Below are 16640 nucleotides of genomic sequence, written 5' to 3'. Positions count from 1 at the left end.
TCTCGATGTGAAATCGGATATTGGCCAGCTTTTCGTTGATTTGGACGGCCATGTTGCTCCGTCCGCAGACCCGCCCACCCGGTGGCAGGTCCTCCGTCCCCGGATTATTCGGCGGCGGTAACCGAGAATTTGATGACTGCCTTGACCTCCTTGTGGAGTTTGGCGACAGCCTCGTATTCGCCGACGGTCTTGATGGCGTCAACGACGATCACCTTGCGGTCGAGCTCGATGCCTTTGGCGGCAAGCGCCTCGGCCAGATCGGCGGCGGTAACCGTACCGAAGAGTTTGCCCTCCTCGGCCTTCACGGCCAGCGACAGCGGCAGGTTGGCGATGGTCTCGGCGAGCGCCTGAGCGTCGGCGAGGATCTTGGCGTCCTTGTGAGCGCGCTGGCGGAGATTCTCGGCGAGAACCTTCTTGGCGGATGCAGTGGCGGCCTTGGCGTAACCCTGAGGGATCAGGTAGTTGTTCGCGTAACCGGGTTTTACGTTCACGATGTCGTTGGCGTAACCCAGATTTTCCATATCTTTGATCAGAATAACTTCCATTGTCTCTTCCTCCTTTAATTATTTCATGCAATCGGTTACGAAGGGCAGAATGGCGAGGTGACGCGCACGCTTCACGGCCTGTGCGACCTTCTTCTGGAACTTCTGCGAAGTACCCGTCAGGCGGCGGGGAAGGATCTTGCCCTGCTCGTTGAGGAACTTCTTCAAGAATTCTCCGTCCTTGTAGTCCACGTATCTGATGCCGAGTTTCTTGAAGCGGCAGTATTTCTTTTTCTTGACGTCTACCGACACCGGGTTGAGGTAACGGATTTCAGACTGTGCTTTGTTCTCCTGTGCCATGGTTTACTCCTCCGATTTGTTAGAAAGTTTTGCACGACGCTTCTCCGAATACTCGACGGCGAATTTGTCCTGCTTGAATGTTAAGAAACGGATGATACGCTCGTCGCGGCGGTACTGCGTTTCGAGCGTGTTGATGAGCGTGCCTTCGCCCGTGAACTCTACCAAGAAGTAAAAACCGGTGGTCTTCTTCTGAATAGGATAGGCGAGCTTGCGAAGGCCCCACGACTCCTTGTTCACAATCTGACCGCCGTTCTCGGTGATGACACCTTGGAATTTGTCAGCAACCTCCTGAACCTGAGCATCGGACAGAACCGGCGTGACAATGAAAACGGTTTCGTAATTGTTCATAATTGTTGGAATTAAATTAATTTACGCTTTTCAGCGGGTGCAAATGTAAGAAAAAAAAGGCACCTCCGCAAGGAAGCGCCCCTTTTTTTGACATTCGGCCGGTTAATTTCGCTCCGGAGGGCCGGGGACGGTCTGCCGGAGGGGTTTGCGGCTGTGTGTGAGGTTATTCGACGTTGTAGTTCGGGTCCTTGATCAGCAGGTAGATGTACTGCTGGTTCATCACCAGATTCGTGGCGACGCCGTCGGCTTCGAAAACGACGATGATGCCGCCGTCGAAGGGACCCGGCCGGCCGTTGGATTCGACATGGGCGACCGCTGCGGCAAGATCGGCGAACGTCTCCTTCCGGTCGCCCCACGAATCGGTCGTATAGGCCTCTTTGAAGGCGCCCAGACCTTTGTCCGCGTAGTCGCGGGCGTATTCCTTCCAGATGGCCAGCTGCTTGTCGGCGTCGTTGCGGTCGGCGCTGACGTAGACGTCGATTTCGGAGATTTTCTCGCCGTTCTTGTCGGCGTGTACGTCGACGGTGAAGGTGTTGCCGGCGGTGTCCTTGGCATAGTAGAAGTAGACGTAGAGGTCGCCGAAGGCGTTGATCTTGTTGCCTAGAACGTAGTACTCCGCAGCGAAGGCGGCGTGGTCGCCGCCGAGCCAGCGGCGCATTGCGGGATAGTCCAGCTTAAGGTAGCTGTTCATGAGCCGGGCGGTGAAGGCCCCGTTGTCGAGTTGGAAGACGGCGTATGCGGCCTGTGGAACGACGCCGAAGATCGTGCAGGCGAGCGTTTCGGCGGTGCCGTGCTGGGCGATGTGGTTCAGGGTGTCGTCGATGGTCTGGAATACGCCCGACGAAGAGGGGCTTTTGTATTTGGTGCCGAGGAACGCGCCCAGACGGAGCGTTTCGGAGGCGGTCAGACCGTATTGCCAGACGTCGAGGGATTTGGCCGGATCTTCGGGTGCGACCGTGATCGTTTTCACGTTGTCGTAATCGTCCTTTTCGACGCAGAGGGTGAGCAGGATGCTGTCGGTCGGGGTTTTGAGGTAGCTGCCCAAGTAGAAGACGGAGGGCGGCTGGGGCATGTTCATGCTCGGAGCGGCGGACGACGGCCGCACGGAGAAGGCGTTTTCGGCGGGATCGGCGACGTATTCGGCATACTTACGGCAGAATGCCGTGAAGTCGGTGTTGAGTTCGGCCGCCAGTGCGGGGCCGTCGAAGGCTACCCGAAAATATTCGGGTGCGGGGTCAGGCTCTTTCCCCCCCCCTCGTTGTCGGAACAGGACGCCGCATAGAATCCTGCGCAGAGGAGCGTTGCGTAGAGTAAGGATTTTTTCATGGTATTAAAAATTTAAGTGGGATAAGGCGTCACCATAACGCCTTAAGTGCAAATATAACGAAAAAAAGGAAACGTGGTGCCGGGGCGGGGCGTTTTTGTGCCGGGGCGGGGCAGGGCCGCATGTGGTGGCTGGGTCGTGTAAGGGTGGCTGGGCCGTGTGAGGGTGATTGGCCGTGTGAGGGGCAGGGCGTGTAAGGGGGGTTGGGGCGTGTGAGGGTGGACGGCGGGAGCGGGGCGAGGAACGGGGGATTGGGGCGCGGGATGGGGCATGGCGACGGGGCGTGGCGGAGATGTCGGACCGTGCGCGGGAGGTCAGCCGGGGCGGGGACAGGGCGGCGGAGCAGGGGCAGGGCGGCGGAGCGGGAGAAAACCGGGGCAAGAAAAATCCGGAACGCATCGTGCGTTCCGGATTTGTGTTTGGGGGGGGGACGCTGCGGTCAGAGTTGGGCGATGACGTCGGTGATGCGGGCGAAGACGTCGTCCATCGTGCCTGTGCCGTTTACCGATGCGTATTTGCCCTGTGCGGCGTAGTAGTCCGACACGACGGCCGTCTGCTGGCGGTAGACGTCGAGACGGCCGCGGATGACCTCCTCGGAGGCGTCGTCCGCGCGGCCCGAATCCTTGCCGCGGAGCAGGATGCGCTGGATCAGCTCCTCTTCGGGAACGTGGATGTCGATCATGATGTCGACCTGAAGACCGTGTCCGGCGAGGATTTTGTCGAACTCCTCGGCCTGAACCGTAGTGCGGGGAAAACCGTCGAAAATGCAGCCCTTGGCGTGCTTGTGTTCGGCGACGTAGTTGGCGATCATGCCGATGACGATTTCGTCGGGGGCCAGTTTGCCCGCTTTGATGTAGGATTCCATACTGCGTCCGAGTTCCGTGCCGCGGCGGATCTCGTCGCGGATAACCTCGCCCGTCGAGACGTGCTCGATGCCGTAGTGTGCTTTCAGCCGTTGCGCCTGCGTGCCTTTCCCGCAGCCCGGCGCACCGAATAAGACGATGTTTATCATTATAGAAACCGTTTTTGGGATTTACCGGACAAAAATACGTTAAATTTTTGGGAAAGAGCAAAGATTCCCTAATTTTGTAAAAAAATTTATAATATGGAAAAGAAACGACGTACCGAAATCGCCGAATTGGGAGAGTTCGGCCTGATAGACCTGCTGACCAGCGGGTTCGAGCCGACGAACGACTCGACGCTGCGGGCCGCGGGCGACGACGCGGCCGTCATACTGCCTCCTGCGGGCGAAGCCGTGCTCTGTTCGACGGACCTGCTGACGGAAGGCGTCGATTTCGACCTGACCTATTTCCCGCTCAAACATCTGGGTTACAAGGCCGTGACGGTGGCCGGAAGCGATATTCTGGCGATGAACGCCCGGCCTTCGCAGCTGATGGTCTCGCTGGGCGTGTCGGCCAAGATGTCGGTCGAGGCGTTGCAGGAGCTTTACGAAGGGATCGCTTTCGCCTGCAGGGAGCAGGGGATCGATCTGGTTGGAGGAGACACGAAGGCTTCGGTGACGGGGCTGGTGCTGAGCCTGACGGCGGCAGGGCATGCCCCCAAGGAGCGGATCGTGTCGCGCGGCGGAGCGCAGCAGAACGACCTGATCTGCATTTCGGGCAACCTCGGAGCGGCCTACATGGGGCTGCGGCTGCTGGAGCGCGAGAAGCGCGTGTTGGCGGACGTGGAGAATCCCGAACCGAAGTTCGGGGGATATGAGTACCTGCTCGAAAAATACCTCAAACCCCGTCTGCGCAGGGACATTGTGGATGCGTTGGCGGAGGAGGGCATCGTTCCGACGTCGATGATCGACCTGTCGGACGGACTGGCCAGCGACCTGCTGCAGATTTGCAAGGCCTCGAAGTGCGGGGCGCGGATTTATCTGGACCGGATTCCGATCGCCAAGCAGACGTATGCGCTGGCCGAGGAGCTGCACGCCGATCCCGTGGTGGCGGCCCTGAACGGCGGGGAGGATCATGAACTGCTCTTCACGGTGCCGCTGGCGATGCAGGAGCAGGTGATGAAGATGGGGTGCGTCGATGTAATCGGCCACATTACGCCCGAATCGACCGGGGCCTATCTGGTGACGCCCGACGGGTCGGATATCCGGCTGCGGGCGCAGGGGTTTGCCGAGAAGGAGTAAACCGTGCGGGAATTTCCCGAAAGGGTTGGAGAACGGGCCGTCCGCAGGTGTGCGGGCGGCTTCTTTTTGACGGTGTATGTCGGGATGTCGGACAGCGGCGGTGTGGCGGCTGGACTACGGCGAGGGGGCGGGGTGTTTCCGGAAGCGGTGAGCCGAAAGGTTAGGTGGGGTGATGAAATGAAAAAGCCGCCTTCGTCGGGCGGCTTTGAATTTTGGGCGAAGTGGCTTAGAGCGCGTTCACGTGCAGCTGGATGGCGCTTTTGAGGTTGGCGGCCTTGTTCTTGTGCACGATGTTGTGCTTTGCAAGTTTGTCCAGCATGGCGGTTACCTTGGGAAGCAGGGCCTCGGCGGCGCTCTTCTCCGTGGTGTTGCGGAGCGCTTTCACGGCATTGCGTGCCGTCTTGTGGTAAAGACGGTTGTGGGCGCGCTTGGTCAGCGTCTGACGAATTCGCTTTTTCGATGACTTATGGTTTGCCATAATTCCAGTTTTTTATTTTTTACTTTTTCAGTTGCTAAATCGGTAAACAGCCGTGGCTGCGTGTGGATAGACGCTCGGTCCGCTCCTCGAAAAGTATCACCCGTAGAGATCCGCATGCCGCCGTCCGCCTTGCGGCTTTCCGAAGTTCTGGGATTCGCTTCCCCTCCCCTCGCTGGTTTCGTGCCGGCCCGCAGGTCTCCTCGTTAGTAGCCCATAGGAGAGTCGAACTCCTCTTTCAAGAATGAAAATCTTGCGTCCTAACCGATAGACGAATGGGCCTTTACCACTATTGCTGCCCCTTGTAAGGGTAACTTTAGCGGTGCAAAGGTAAACAAAAAAGTGAGTCGAACAAAAAAAAAGCCGAAAAATATTGAATTCGTTACTTTTTTGTGAGCCGGATCGTCAGCGTCGCGGGGTCGAACGAGATGCCGGCGCCGGCGAAAAGCCGCTCGATATGGCCGCTGGAGGCCATGTCGGAGGCGGGAAGGCAGTGCAGGTCGGGCGTGTCGATCAGCGCGACGGCGTCGCACAATCCCAGCGCGACGTCGAGGTCGTGCGTCGAGAAGAGGATGCATTTACCCTCGTCGTGGGCCAGACGGCGCAGCAGCGTCGCCAGTTCGTAACGGTTCGGAAGGTCGAGGAAGGCGGTGGGTTCGTCGAGCAGGATCACGGGGGTGTCCTGCGCCAGCGCACGGGCGATCAGGATGCGCTGGCATTCGCCGTCGGACATGCGGTCCATCGTTTTGCGGGCGAAAGCCTCCATGCCGACCAGCCGGAGCGAACGGGCCACGATGTCGCGGTCGGTCTCTTGCATGCGTCCGATCCAGTTGGTGTAGGGGGCGCGGCCGAGGGCCACGACGTCTTCGCAGGCGAGGTTGGCGATGCGCACCTTGTCGGTGGTGACGAAGCTGACGGTCGAAGCCCGCTGGAGCGGGGTGAGCGCTGCGAGGGGTTTGCCGCAGAGTTCGATCCCGCCGGACGCGGCGGCGCCCAGACCGGCGACGGCCCGCAGCAGGGTGCTCTTGCCGGTGCCGTTGCGGCCGATCAGGGCCGTGAGCGATCCCGGAGGGACCGAGGCCGAGACGTCGCGCAGCAGGATGCGCTGGCCGTAGGCGAGGGTGATATGGCGAAGGGCGATGCTCATTTCAGAAGAGATTGCGGTTGCGGACGACTACGACGATCACCACGGGGATGCCCATCAGGGCCGTGACGGTGTTGATCGGGAGGGCCAGCGATTTGGAAATAAGGTCGCAGACCAGCAGCAGGGCCGCGCCCGAAAGCATCGACGCGGGCATCAGGACGCGGTGGTCGGCGCTGGCGAAGAGCATGCGCGCGAGGTGCGGCACGGCCAGTCCGATGAATCCTACCGGGCCGCAGAAGGCCGTGACGGTGCCTGCGAGCAGGACCGTGGAGAGGAACAGCAGCGTGCGGGTGCGCTGGACGTTGAGACCCATCGTGCGGGCGTAGTTCTCGCCCAGCAGCAGCAGGTTCAGCGGCTTGATGACGGCGACGGAGAGCACGAGACCCGCGGTGATGACCGGGAGCATCAGGGCGAGGTTGCCGCCCGTGACGTCGCCCAGAGAGCCCATGGTCCAGATGACGAACGATTTGAGCGCCGCTTCGCTCGAAAGGTACTGGAGGATTTCGACCATGGAGCTGACGCCCGAACCGAACATCATGCCGAGGATCAGGATCACCATGATGTCTTTGATGCGGCGGCTGACGGCCATGACGATCAGCAGCACGAGGGCCGCGCCGAGCCACGCCGCGCCCGCGATGCTGAGCGACTGGACGAACGAGTGCGCCGAGACGCCCAGCAGGGGCGCGCCCAAGAGGAACAGCGCCACGCCCAGACCGGCGCCCGAACTGATGCCCAGCACGTAGGGACCGGCGAGCGGATTGCGGAAGAGGGTCTGCATCTGCAGGCCGCTGGCGGCGAGGGCCGCGCCGGCGAAGAGTGCCGTGACGGCTTTGAGCAGGCGGATCTTGAGGATGATGTCGCGCACGGCCGGGTCGCACGAACCGCCCGTGAGCGCGGCCCAGATGTCGTGCAGGGCCACTGCGACCGAGCCGATCAGCAGGTCGGCCGTGAAAAGCGCGGCGGTCAGCAGCGACAGAACGGTGAAAAGTATGGCGGTGCGGCGTCCGGACATTGCGAGCGGGGTGTTTGTTATTCCAGACGTTTGTAGTAGTGGAGTTCTCCCTCTTCGGCAGGCTTGCCGCCGAGGATCAGGCTCAGGTCGCGCAGCACCAGATCGGGGCGTATGACGCCCGATTCCCAGAAGTCGGAGCCGCCGGCCGGGGTCTGGCGGCGGTTGTTGTTGAAGACCATGCGGTTGCGGATGGCCGGGATGCCGGCGAATTTCGGGTTCTGGGCCGTCAGTTCCGCAAGGGTGTTGCACGGGCCTACGTTGAGCCAGACGTCGGCCGAGCTGGCCAGCAGATAGGCCTCTTCGAGGTCTACGGCGACGGAGGTGTCCGAGTCGTTCTTCGTGTAGACGTATTCACCCCCGGCGTCCTCGATCAGGCGGATCATGAAACTGCGCGACGAAGGCATGAACCAAGTGTCGCGATAAGGGGTGTTGAGCATCACTTTGGGGCGGACGGCGGGTGCGGAACCGGCGACGGCGGTTTTGATGGCTCCGTAACGTTCGGCGATGCCGCCGAAGGTTTCGGCGCCCCGGTCGCGGTCGTTGCAGAGTTCGGCGGCGACCATCAGCCATTCGGCTTTGCCCAGCGGCGATTCTTCCATGTAGTCGCCTACATATATATAAGGTATGCCCAGTTCGCGGAGTTTGCCCGTGACGACGGTATTTTCGCCCGTGACGCCGTACAGCAGCATCAGGTCGGGCTGCATGGCGGCGAGCCGCTCGAAGTTGAGATTCGTGTCGTAGCCCACGTCGAGGACTTCGCCGCAGCAGCGGTGTTCGTTGACATAGGCGTTGGAAATGTAGTCGATTCCGGAGACGCCGCAGACGCGGCGTATCTGACCGATGGCGTCGAACATGGCTACGTGGCTCGACGACATGCAGACCACATGGCGTACGGGGGCTTTCACGATCTGGCCGTCGAAACCGGCGGGAGGTTCGATGCCCTCGCGCAGAACGAGCAGATGCTGTTTGACGCCGCTTCCGCCCTGCCACGGGGTGCGGACGGTGACGAGCGTCGCCGCATTGCGTTCCGTGCCGCGGATGTCGAATCCCGAAGCGTATGCAGGGGTATAGACTTCGGTCGTGAAATCGGCCGGAGTGTAGCTCGCGGAGCCTCCGCAGGCGGTGCCGAGAAGCGCCAGCAGGAGCGGTATGAGGGGCGGGAATCTTTTCATCGAGGACAAAATTAGAAAAAAATCTTGCAGAAATGTGCCGGTTTGTGAAAAATATACTATATTTGCACTCCGAAACGCTACGGGGTGTAGCTCAGCCCGGTTAGAGTACGCGTCTGGGGGGCGCGTGGTCGCAAGTTCGAATCTTGTCACCCCGACAAGCTGAGAGTCAGCCGCTTATGTGAAAACATAGGCGGCTGATTTTGTTTTGGCGGCAGTGGCTGAAACGGGCGGCTGACGCCACGGCCGACGGGGAAAAGGGGCGGGGCCGTCGGACGCCGGGCCAGGGAATGTCGATTTTTTTTCGTATCTTTGCACAAAACCCCGTGTTGCGGCCGTTATTATTCATGTCGTGCAGACCGCAGATTTTTGCCTTTATACCCCTTCGATAGCAATTCTGGATGTTTGCGGCGGAAAAAGTGTCGATTTTCCCCGGAATGTTTTTCAAATGCGGAGGAATTTGCCGGGGTTTCTTGCGATCAGCGGATTTCTGCGATTTTTTTTCGCGCCGGGCCTGTCCCGCACTTCGTGAGACGACGCCCGCGATGCGGGATTGCGGCGGTCCCCTGTCAACAGATGCTTAACACGAAAAACAACAGCTTATGAAACAAAGAAAAATGCTTGCGCTCACGCTCTACCAGCTTGGACAGCTTTACCGTCACGAGTTACCCGAACTTGTCGCCGCCGCCGAGGCGAGCGGCGACGCCGCGCAGTTCCGAAGGCGTCTGGGCGAGTGGGTCTCCCGTTCGGAGTCCGCGCAGGGCGATGCGGGCGAGCAGATTCGGCTGCTGATCGATTACGACGGGCGGGAGGTCGATGAACTGTCTACCGGCGAGCGGATGCCGGTGCGGACGCTGACGCTGTTGTGGCAGTTTCTTACGGGCTGTCTGGAGAATGTGGAGATGCGCACGGACCTGTTTATCGACCTGTTCTACCTGTTCAAACGTCTCGGAGGAGCGGAACTGCCGCCGCTTTCGATGCAGCGTGTCCGCATCCGCTCCGAGCGCTGGCCTTCGGGACTCGATGCCGAGGTGCGGGAGATCAGGGCCGACAACAGGGAGCGCATGCTGCATCTGCTGGTGCAGAAGATCGAGAACCGCAAATCGACGCCCTCGCGGTTCCGTTTCGCGGAGGGGATGAGTTATGAAGACAAATACCGTCAGGTGGCCATCTGGTGGAACGATTTCAGGTTTCATCTGGCGATGGCGGTGAAAAGCCCCTCGGAGCTGAACCGCTTTCTGGGCAATTCGCTTTCGGCGGAGACCATGTACCTGCTGTCGAAGGCCCGCAAGAAGGGGATGCCGTTCTTCGCCACGCCCTATTATCTCTCGCTGCTGGACGTGACCGGAAAAGGATACGGCGACGAGGCGATCCGCAGCTATATCCTCTACTCGCCGCAGCTGGTCGAGACCTACGGCAGCATCCGCGCGTGGGAGAAGGAGGACGTCGTCGAAGCCGGAAAGCCCAATGCCGCGGGGTGGCTGCTGCCCGACGGCCACAATATCCACCGCCGCTATCCGGAGGTGGCGATCCTGATTCCCGACACGATGGGACGCGCCTGCGGCGGGTTGTGCGCGTCGTGCCAGCGCATGTACGATTTTCAGAGCGAACGGCTCAACTTCGAGTTCGAGAGCCTGCGGCCCAAGGAGAGCTGGGACCACAAGCTGCGCCGCCTGATGACCTATTTCGAAGAAGACACGCAGCTGCGCGACATCCTTATCACGGGCGGGGACGCCCTGATGAGCCAGAACAAGACGCTGCACAATATACTGGAGGCCGTATACCGCATGGCCTGCCGCAAGCGCAAGGCCAACGCCGGGCGGCCCGACGGCGAGAAATACGCCGAACTGCAGCGCGTGCGTCTCGGTTCGCGCCTGCCGGCCTATCTGCCGATGCGTATCGACGACGGATTGGTGGAGGTGCTCAGGGAGTTCAAGCAGAAGGCTTCGGCGGTCGGCGTGCGGCAGTTCATCATCCAGACCCATTTCCAGTCGCCGCTGGAGGTGACGCCCGAAGCGCAGGAGGCGATCCGCAGGATACTCGCGGCCGGGTGGCTCGTCACCAACCAGCTGGTCTATACCGTCGCGGCGTCGCGACGCGGGCATACCACCCGGCTGCGGCAGGTGCTCAATGCGCTGGGCGTGGTCTGCTACTACACCTTCTCGGTGAAGGGGTTTCAGGAGAATTACGCCGTCTTTACGCCCAACAGCCGGTCGCTGCAGGAACAGCACGAGGAGAAGCTTTACGGCCGGCTGACGCCCGAACAGGCCGGGGAGCTGGATGCAGAGCTGGAGAAGGGCGGCGACACGGCCGAACGGCTCCGCCGCTTTATGAAGAGACACCGGCTGCCGTTCCTTGCGACCGACCGCAGCGTGCTGAACCTGCCGGCCATCGGCAAGAGCATGTCGTTCAGGCTGGTGGGCATTACGCCCGAAGGCAGGCGCATCCTGCGCTTCGACCACGACCGCACGCGCCGCCACAGTCCGATCATCGACCGGATGGGCGAAATCTATATCGTCGAGAACAAGTCGCTGGCCGCCTACCTGCGCCAGCTGGAAAACATGGGCGAGGAGGCGGACGATTACGCCAGCATCTGGAATTATACGCACGGCGAGACCGAACCCCGGTTCGGGCTTTACGTATATCCCGATTTCCCGTTCGGGGTGACCGGGCGGGTGAGCAATCTGGAACTGGAGTGATTCGGTACGAAACGGCGATGAGGAGGCCCGGCGGAAGCGATTCCGGCCGGGCCTCGAAACTGTTGCATATATCAGGAATATTTATTATCTTTGTAAGAACGATAAATGAAGACCGGCGCCGATGTCCGGAGCGCCGTTCGGGGCATGTTCCGGTTTTCGTGCAGGCAGAATTATGAAACAGTCCGAAAGATTGATGTCGCTCGACGCCCTCCGCGGGTTCGATATGCTCTTCATCATGGGGTTCGCGTCGCTCGTCGTGGCCGTGTGCGGCTTGTGGCCTTCGGCCGTGACCGATGCGGCAGCCGCTTCGATGAGCCATGTCGCGTGGGACGGCTTCGCCCATCACGATACGATCTTTCCGCTGTTCCTCTTCATCGCCGGGGTCAGCTTTCCCTACTCGGTCGCCAAGCAGCGTGCGGGAGGAATGTCCGAGGGGCGCATCTATGCCAAGATCGTCCGCCGAGGACTGACGCTCGTCGTGCTGGGCATGGTTTACAACGGACTGTTCAAGCTCGATTTCGAGAATCTGCGGATCGCGAGCGTACTGGGACGCATCGGACTGGCGTGGAGCATCGCCGCGGTGCTGTATCTCAATTTCGGCGTGAAGACCCGTGCGGCGATCGCCGTCGCGGTGCTGGCCGGTTACGGAGCGCTTTCGGCGCTGGTCGCGGCGCCCGACGCCGCAGGCGCCGGGCCGCTGACCTTCGAGGGGAATCTGGCAGGCTATATCGACCGGCAGTTCCTGCCCGGAAAGCTGATATACGGGTCGTTCGATCCCGAAGGGCTGCTCAGCACGGTGCCCGCCGTGGTGACAGCCATGCTGGGCATGTTTACGGGCGAATTCGTAAGGCGCGGCGATATTCGGGGCGGCCGCAAGACGCTTTGGATGGCCGCGGCGGCCGCGGCGCTGCTGGCGGCGGGGCTGGCCCTCAGCGGGGTGCTGCCCGTGAACAAGAAACTGTGGTCGAGCACCTTCGTATGCGTCGTGGGAGCCTACTCGCTGGGGATGTTCGCCCTGTTTTACTACCTGATCGACGTGCGGGGCTGGCGCCGCTGGACGCTCTTTTTCCGCGTCGTCGGACTCAATTCGATTACGATTTATCTGGCCCAGCGTATCGTGGGCTTCGGACGTATATCCGACTTCTTCCTCGGCGGCATCGCGTCGAAATGCCCTGAGGCCGTGGCTGCCGTGATAAGCAGTGCGGGTTATGTGGCCGTCTGCTGGCTGTTTCTCTACTTCCTTTACAGAAAGAACGTTTTTCTGAAAGTGTAGTCGCATCTGCGGATTCCGTAATGTGCCGCGCGGAGGTGCGGCTGGCGCGGAGTTTGCTCCCCGGTCCGTTAAAGTTTAAAATCAAAAAATCCCGTTATGAACAAGACGATTCACCGCGCCGAGTCGCGCGGTTATGCCGACCACGGTTGGCTGCAGACTCACCATACGTTCAGTTTTGCAAACTATTACGATCCCCGCCGGGTGCATTTCGGCGCCCTCCGGGTGCTGAACGACGACACCGTGGCTCCGGGCGAGGGTTTCGGAACCCATCCGCACGACAACATGGAGATCGTGTCGATCGCGCTGGAAGGCGCGCTCAGGCACGGCGACAGCATGGGCAACATGAAAGTCCTGCGTCCGGGAGAGATTCAGGTGATGTCGGCCGGCACGGGCATCACGCACAGCGAGATGAACGCCAGCGAGACCGAGCCGGTCAAGTTTCTGCAGATATGGGTGCTGACCGACGCGCAGGACCACACGCCCCGCTACAATCAGGTCGAGCTGGCGCCTGCCAAGCGCAACGTTCCGCATGTGATCGTGGCGCCCGAAGGCCGCGGCGGCGAGCATGTGGGATGGGTGCATCAGGACGCTTGGTTCTATACGCTGGACCTCGACAAGGATCGTGTGGTCGAATACCGCATGAACACCCGCGGCCACGGCGCCTACGTCTTCGTGATCGAGGGCAGCGTCGAGGCGGCGGGCGAGGAGCTGGGACCGCGCGACGGCATGGGCATCACCGGGGCGGACGAGTTCCCGATCAAGGGAGACACCGACGCGAAGGTGTTGATTATCGAAGTCCCGATGGAGGTTTGACAAGGCGAAGGAAAGGAGCTTTCCGGCAAATTTCTTCCTCCTGCGGGAGCGGCGAACGCTTCCGGATGGGAGTGCGAAGGAAAAGGGCTGTCCCGTGGGGCAGCCCTTTTTGCGTCGGTCGGCGAAGGCACCGGGAAGAGGGGTTTTGCCGGGAGGGGTGTTGCGCCCGGCGCCGCTGCGTCAGAATTCCGAGGTGAAGTGGAACCGGATATCCTTGAAATTCTCCTGCGCGAGGGCGAGTCCGTAGCTCGTGTCGGCGAGGAAGACGTCGCGGCCGTGCTTGTCGACGGCCATGTTGGTGTGCTTGCGGCGTTTGAAGTCGGCCAGCTGCGCGGCGTTGTCGCTCTCGATCCAGCAGGCTTTGTAGATCGAGATCGGCTCCCAGCGGCAGGCGGCGTTGTACTCGTGTTCGAGCCGGTACTGGATGACTTCGAACTGGAGCGCGCCCACCGTGCCGATGATCTTGCGGCCGTTGAGGGAGCTGACGAACAACTGCGCCACGCCCTCGTCCATGAGCTGGTCCACGCCTTTGGCGAGCTGTTTGAATTTCAGCGGGTCGGCGTTCTCGATATAGCGGAACTGTTCGGGGGCGAACGACGGGATGCCCGTGAATTTGAGCTTTTCGCCCTCGGTGAAGGTGTCGCCGATCTTGAAGTTGCCCGTGTCGTGCAGGCCCACGATGTCGCCCGGATAGGCGAAGTCGATGATCGACTTCTTCTCGGCCATGAAAGCCGTCGGCGACGAGAATTTGAGCTGCTTGCCGCTGCGCACGTGCAGGTAGTTTTTGTTGCGTTCGAACGTGCCCGAACATATTTTGAGGAATGCGATGCGGTCGCGGTGGTTGGGGTCCATGTTGGCGTGGATCTTGAAGACGAAGCCCGTCATTTTGGGTTCCGCAGGCTCCACGATGCGGGTTTCGGTCGGAGCCGGGCACGGCGAGGGGGCTATGCGCACGAAGCATTCGAGCAGCTCGCGCACGCCGAAGTTGTTGACCGCCGAACCGAAGAATACCGGGGCCAGTTCGCCCCGCAGGTAGGCCCCGCGGTCGAAATCGTCGTAAACGCCCTCGACCAGCTCGACGTCCGAGCGCAGCTGGGCCGCGAATTTGTCGCCGATCTGGGCCTCCAGCTCCGAAGAGGCGAGGTCCGAGATTTCGACGGTCGAGGCGTCGGCCGTGAGCTTCTCGTCGGAGGTGAAGAGCGAGAGGTTTTTCTCGTAGAGGTTGTATACGCCCTTGAACGTGGGGCCGTTCGAGATCGGGAAGGCCAGCGGCCGCACGCGGATGTTGAGCTCCTTTTCGACCTCGTCCAGCAGGTCGAACGGCTCCTTCGAGGGGCGGTCGAGCTTGTTGATGAAGACGATTACCGGGGTCGAGCGCATGCGGCAGACCTCCATCAGCTTGCGCGTCTGCGACTCGACGCCCTTGGCGCCGTCGATGACGATGATGACCGAATCGACGGCCGTCAGCGTGCGGAAGGTGTCCTCGGCGAAGTCTTCGTGGCCCGGAGTGTCGAGAATGTTGATCTTCGCGCCCTTGTATTCGAAGCCCATCACGGCCGTGGCGACCGAGATTCCGCGCTGGCGTTCGATCTCCATGAAGTCCGAAGTGGCGCCCTTCTTGATCTTGTTGCTCTTGACGGCCCCGGCGACGTGGATGGCGCCGCCGAAGAGGAGCAGTTTCTCGGTAAGGGTGGTTTTACCCGCGTCGGGGTGGGCGATGACCGCGAAGGTGCGGCGGCGTGTGATCTCTTCCTGTAATGTCATGTAACTGAATGTGTGTCTGTTTTATTGCGGGGAGTGCCGAGCGCTGTTCCGCCGGCGGCAATCCTTAGTTCTCCTTCGGGTAGTCGGCGTTGAAGTGGCAGCCGACCGACTCCTTGATTTCGCGGCCCTGCTTGATGACCAGATAGGCCACGGCGATCATGTTGCGCAGTTCGCACAGTTCGCGGTTGGGCTTGGTTTTGTTGTAAAGCTCCTCGGTCTCCTGCCACAGGATTTCCAGCCGCCGCATGGCGCGTTTGAGCGAGAGGTTCGAGCGGACGATGCCCACGTAGTTGGACATCAGCGTCTGCATTTCGCGCTTCGACTGGATGATCATCAGCATCTCCTCGGTGTGCTGCGTGCCTTCGAAGTCCCAGTCGGGAATGCCCTCCTGAATTTCGACCCGGTCGAGCAGCGACGATGCGTGGCGAGCCGCCTGATCGGCGTATACCACCGCTTCGATCAGCGAATTGGATGCCAGCCGGTTTGCGCCGTGCAGTCCCGTGCAGGAGGTTTCGCCCAGCGCGTAGAGCCGTTTGATGGAGGTTTCGCCGTTGGTGTCCACCTTGACGCCGCCGCAGCAGTAGTGCGCCGCGGGAGTGACGGGAATCCAATCCTTGGTGATGTCGATGCCGATCGAAAGGCACTTCTCGTAGATGTTGGGGAAGTGGCTGCGCACGGCGTCGGGATCTTTGTGCGTGACGTCGAGGTAGACGAAGTCCGATCCCCGCTTGGTCATTTCGCGGTAAATGGCGCGGGCCACCACGTCGCGCGGCGCCAGCGATTTCATCGGGTGGTATTTGTCCATGAACTCCTCGCCGCCGGGCAGGCGCAGAATGGCCCCGAAGCCGCGCATGGCCTCGGTGATGAGGAAGTTGGGCTTCTCGCCGGGGTTGTAGAGCGTGGTGGGGTGGAATTGGATGAACTCCATGTTTTCGGTGATCGCCTTGGCGCGGTGGCACATGGCGATGCCGTCGCCCGTGGCGACGACCGGATTGGAGGTCGTGGAGTAGATGTTGCCGCAGCCGCCCGTGGCGACGACGGTGAATTTGGCCAGCATGGTCTCGATTTCGTTCGTTTCGAGATTCAGGACGTAGGCTCCGAAGCAGGTCAGGCCGCGGGTGTGGCGCGTGACGAACTCGCCCAGATGGTGCTGCGTCAGCAGGTCGATGGCGAAGCGGTGTTCGAGTACGGTGATGCCGGGATGCCTGCGGACCGACTCGATGAGCGCCCGTTCGATCTCGGCGCCCGTCAGGTCCTCGTGGTGGAGGATGCGGTGCTCGGTGTGGCCGCCTTCGCGGTTCAGCTCGAAACGCCCGTCGGGAGTCTTGTCGAAGCGCGTACCCCATTCGATCAGGTCCCGAATCAGCTCCGGCGCCCGGCGCACGACCAGTCCGACGGCCTCTTCGTCGCATTTGCCCGCGCCGCAGACCAGCGTGTCGCGGATGTGTTTCTCGAAAGTGTCGGGGGCGTAGGTTACCGAGCAGATGCCGCCTTGCGCATAGTTGGTGTTGCACTCGTTCATTTCGCCCTTCGTCACGATGGTGACGTGTCCGTGGGCGGCGGCTTTGAGCGCGAACGAAAGGCCCGCCGCGCCGGAACCGATAACCAGAAAGTCGGTTTTCATAGTTTTGCAA

General features: G+C 61.0%; 15 protein-coding genes and 2 tRNA genes. 5 read left to right on the top strand and 12 right to left on the bottom strand.

Features of this window, described 5'->3' with window-relative positions; genetic code table 11:
• Positions 1-104: 104 nt before the first annotated feature.
• The 5 genes from rplI to ACESTR_RS14280 all read right to left on the bottom strand — a co-directional run bounded on the left by rplI (position 105) and on the right by ACESTR_RS14280 (position 3526).
• Positions 105-545, bottom strand: coding sequence for a 50S ribosomal protein L9 (gene rplI / locus ACESTR_RS14300; protein ID WP_009596674.1), 441 nt, complete (start codon positions 543-545; stop codon positions 105-107).
• A gap of 18 nt (positions 546-563) precedes the next feature.
• Positions 564-842: a 30S ribosomal protein S18 gene (gene rpsR, locus ACESTR_RS14295; protein WP_009596680.1), complete on the bottom strand. Its 279-nt coding sequence runs from the start codon at positions 840-842 to the stop codon at positions 564-566.
• 3 nt (positions 843-845) lie between these two features.
• A complete protein-coding gene (rpsF, locus tag ACESTR_RS14290) occupies positions 846-1190 on the bottom strand; it encodes a 30S ribosomal protein S6 (RefSeq protein ID WP_195559351.1) in 345 nt (114 codons plus the stop codon).
• Between the two features lie 163 nt (positions 1191-1353).
• Entirely contained in the window at positions 1354-2295 is a 942-nt protein-coding gene (locus ACESTR_RS14285) for a hypothetical protein (protein ID WP_373179386.1), read from the bottom strand.
• A gap of 658 nt (positions 2296-2953) precedes the next feature.
• On the bottom strand, positions 2954-3526 hold the full coding sequence (locus ACESTR_RS14280; protein ID WP_014775089.1) for an adenylate kinase: 573 nt from the start codon (positions 3524-3526) through the stop codon (positions 2954-2956).
• Positions 3527-3619: 93 nt separating this feature from the next.
• On the opposite strand from ACESTR_RS14280, the gene thiL reads away from it, so the two are divergent.
• The gene (thiL, locus tag ACESTR_RS14275) at positions 3620-4657 is read left to right on the top strand and encodes a thiamine-phosphate kinase (protein ID WP_009596671.1); all 1038 of its coding nucleotides are present in this window, start codon (positions 3620-3622) and stop codon (positions 4655-4657) included.
• A gap of 226 nt (positions 4658-4883) precedes the next feature.
• Here the strand turns inward: thiL and rpsT are convergent, their stop codons facing one another.
• From rpsT to ACESTR_RS14250, 5 genes are all read right to left on the bottom strand, one after another.
• Positions 4884-5135 (bottom strand): 30S ribosomal protein S20, encoded by a 252-nt coding sequence (gene rpsT, locus ACESTR_RS14270; protein ID WP_009596675.1) that lies wholly within the window; start codon positions 5133-5135, stop codon positions 4884-4886.
• A 207-nt stretch (positions 5136-5342) separates the two neighbouring features.
• Positions 5343-5414 (bottom strand) — tRNA-Glu (locus ACESTR_RS14265).
• A 100-nt stretch (positions 5415-5514) separates the two neighbouring features.
• Positions 5515-6279 (bottom strand): ABC transporter ATP-binding protein, encoded by a 765-nt coding sequence (locus ACESTR_RS14260; RefSeq protein WP_302269434.1) that lies wholly within the window; start codon positions 6277-6279, stop codon positions 5515-5517.
• A 1-nt stretch (position 6280) separates the two neighbouring features.
• Complete coding sequence (locus ACESTR_RS14255) at positions 6281-7288, bottom strand: iron ABC transporter permease (RefSeq protein WP_302575984.1); 1008 nt, start codon at positions 7286-7288, stop codon at positions 6281-6283.
• Positions 7289-7305: 17 nt separating this feature from the next.
• Positions 7306-8460 carry an ABC transporter substrate-binding protein gene (locus ACESTR_RS14250; protein WP_302575985.1) on the bottom strand — a complete coding sequence of 385 codons (1155 nt, stop codon included), beginning with the start codon at positions 8458-8460 and terminating at the stop codon, positions 7306-7308.
• Positions 8461-8540: 80 nt separating this feature from the next.
• Here ACESTR_RS14250 and ACESTR_RS14245 point away from each other — a divergent pair.
• The 4 genes from ACESTR_RS14245 to ACESTR_RS14230 all read left to right on the top strand — a co-directional run bounded on the left by ACESTR_RS14245 (position 8541) and on the right by ACESTR_RS14230 (position 13242).
• Positions 8541-8615, top strand: a tRNA-Pro gene (locus ACESTR_RS14245).
• A 444-nt stretch (positions 8616-9059) separates the two neighbouring features.
• Positions 9060-11156: a KamA family radical SAM protein gene (locus ACESTR_RS14240; protein WP_373179385.1), complete on the top strand. Its 2097-nt coding sequence runs from the start codon at positions 9060-9062 to the stop codon at positions 11154-11156.
• A 172-nt stretch (positions 11157-11328) separates the two neighbouring features.
• A complete protein-coding gene (locus ACESTR_RS14235; RefSeq protein WP_270388490.1) occupies positions 11329-12429 on the top strand; it encodes an acyltransferase family protein in 1101 nt (366 codons plus the stop codon).
• A gap of 96 nt (positions 12430-12525) precedes the next feature.
• Positions 12526-13242, top strand: a complete 717-nt coding sequence (locus tag ACESTR_RS14230) for a pirin family protein (protein WP_270388491.1) — start codon at positions 12526-12528, stop codon at positions 13240-13242.
• Between the two features lie 180 nt (positions 13243-13422).
• On the opposite strand, the gene ACESTR_RS14225 is transcribed toward ACESTR_RS14230, so the two are convergent.
• A complete protein-coding gene (locus ACESTR_RS14225; protein ID WP_009597160.1) occupies positions 13423-15006 on the bottom strand; it encodes a peptide chain release factor 3 in 1584 nt (527 codons plus the stop codon).
• Positions 15007-15070: 64 nt separating this feature from the next.
• A complete protein-coding gene (nadB, locus tag ACESTR_RS14220; protein WP_014775082.1) occupies positions 15071-16630 on the bottom strand; it encodes an L-aspartate oxidase in 1560 nt (519 codons plus the stop codon).
• Positions 16631-16640: the final 10 nt, after the last annotated feature.

It is taken from the genome of Alistipes sp. DJF_B185, from assembly GCF_964250025.1.
GTDB classification, from domain to species: domain Bacteria; phylum Bacteroidota; class Bacteroidia; order Bacteroidales; family Rikenellaceae; genus Alistipes; species Alistipes finegoldii.
The sequence above is the reverse complement of the archived record's forward strand: the minus strand, read 5'-3'. Positions and strand labels throughout refer to the sequence as shown.

Coding starts and splice junctions, on each gene's coding strand:
- rplI (WP_009596674.1), bottom strand. CDS start 545: ATGGAAGTTATTCTGATCAAAGATATGGAAAATCTGGGTTACGCCAAC.
- rpsR (WP_009596680.1), bottom strand. CDS start 842: ATGGCACAGGAGAACAAAGCACAGTCTGAAATCCGTTACCTCAACCCG.
- rpsF (WP_195559351.1), bottom strand. CDS start 1,190: ATGAACAATTACGAAACCGTTTTCATTGTCACGCCGGTTCTGTCCGAT.
- ACESTR_RS14280 (WP_014775089.1), bottom strand. CDS start 3,526: ATGATAAACATCGTCTTATTCGGTGCGCCGGGCTGCGGGAAAGGCACG.
- thiL (WP_009596671.1), top strand. CDS start 3,620: ATGGAAAAGAAACGACGTACCGAAATCGCCGAATTGGGAGAGTTCGGC.
- rpsT (WP_009596675.1), bottom strand. CDS start 5,135: ATGGCAAACCATAAGTCATCGAAAAAGCGAATTCGTCAGACGCTGACC.
- ACESTR_RS14260 (WP_302269434.1), bottom strand. CDS start 6,279: ATGAGCATCGCCCTTCGCCATATCACCCTCGCCTACGGCCAGCGCATC.
- ACESTR_RS14255 (WP_302575984.1), bottom strand. CDS start 7,288: ATGTCCGGACGCCGCACCGCCATACTTTTCACCGTTCTGTCGCTGCTG.
- ACESTR_RS14250 (WP_302575985.1), bottom strand. CDS start 8,460: ATGAAAAGATTCCCGCCCCTCATACCGCTCCTGCTGGCGCTTCTCGGC.
- ACESTR_RS14240 (WP_373179385.1), top strand. CDS start 9,060: ATGAAACAAAGAAAAATGCTTGCGCTCACGCTCTACCAGCTTGGACAG.
- ACESTR_RS14235 (WP_270388490.1), top strand. CDS start 11,329: ATGAAACAGTCCGAAAGATTGATGTCGCTCGACGCCCTCCGCGGGTTC.
- ACESTR_RS14230 (WP_270388491.1), top strand. CDS start 12,526: ATGAACAAGACGATTCACCGCGCCGAGTCGCGCGGTTATGCCGACCAC.
- ACESTR_RS14225 (WP_009597160.1), bottom strand. CDS start 15,006: ATGACATTACAGGAAGAGATCACACGCCGCCGCACCTTCGCGGTCATC.
- nadB (WP_014775082.1), bottom strand. CDS start 16,630: ATGAAAACCGACTTTCTGGTTATCGGTTCCGGCGCGGCGGGCCTTTCG.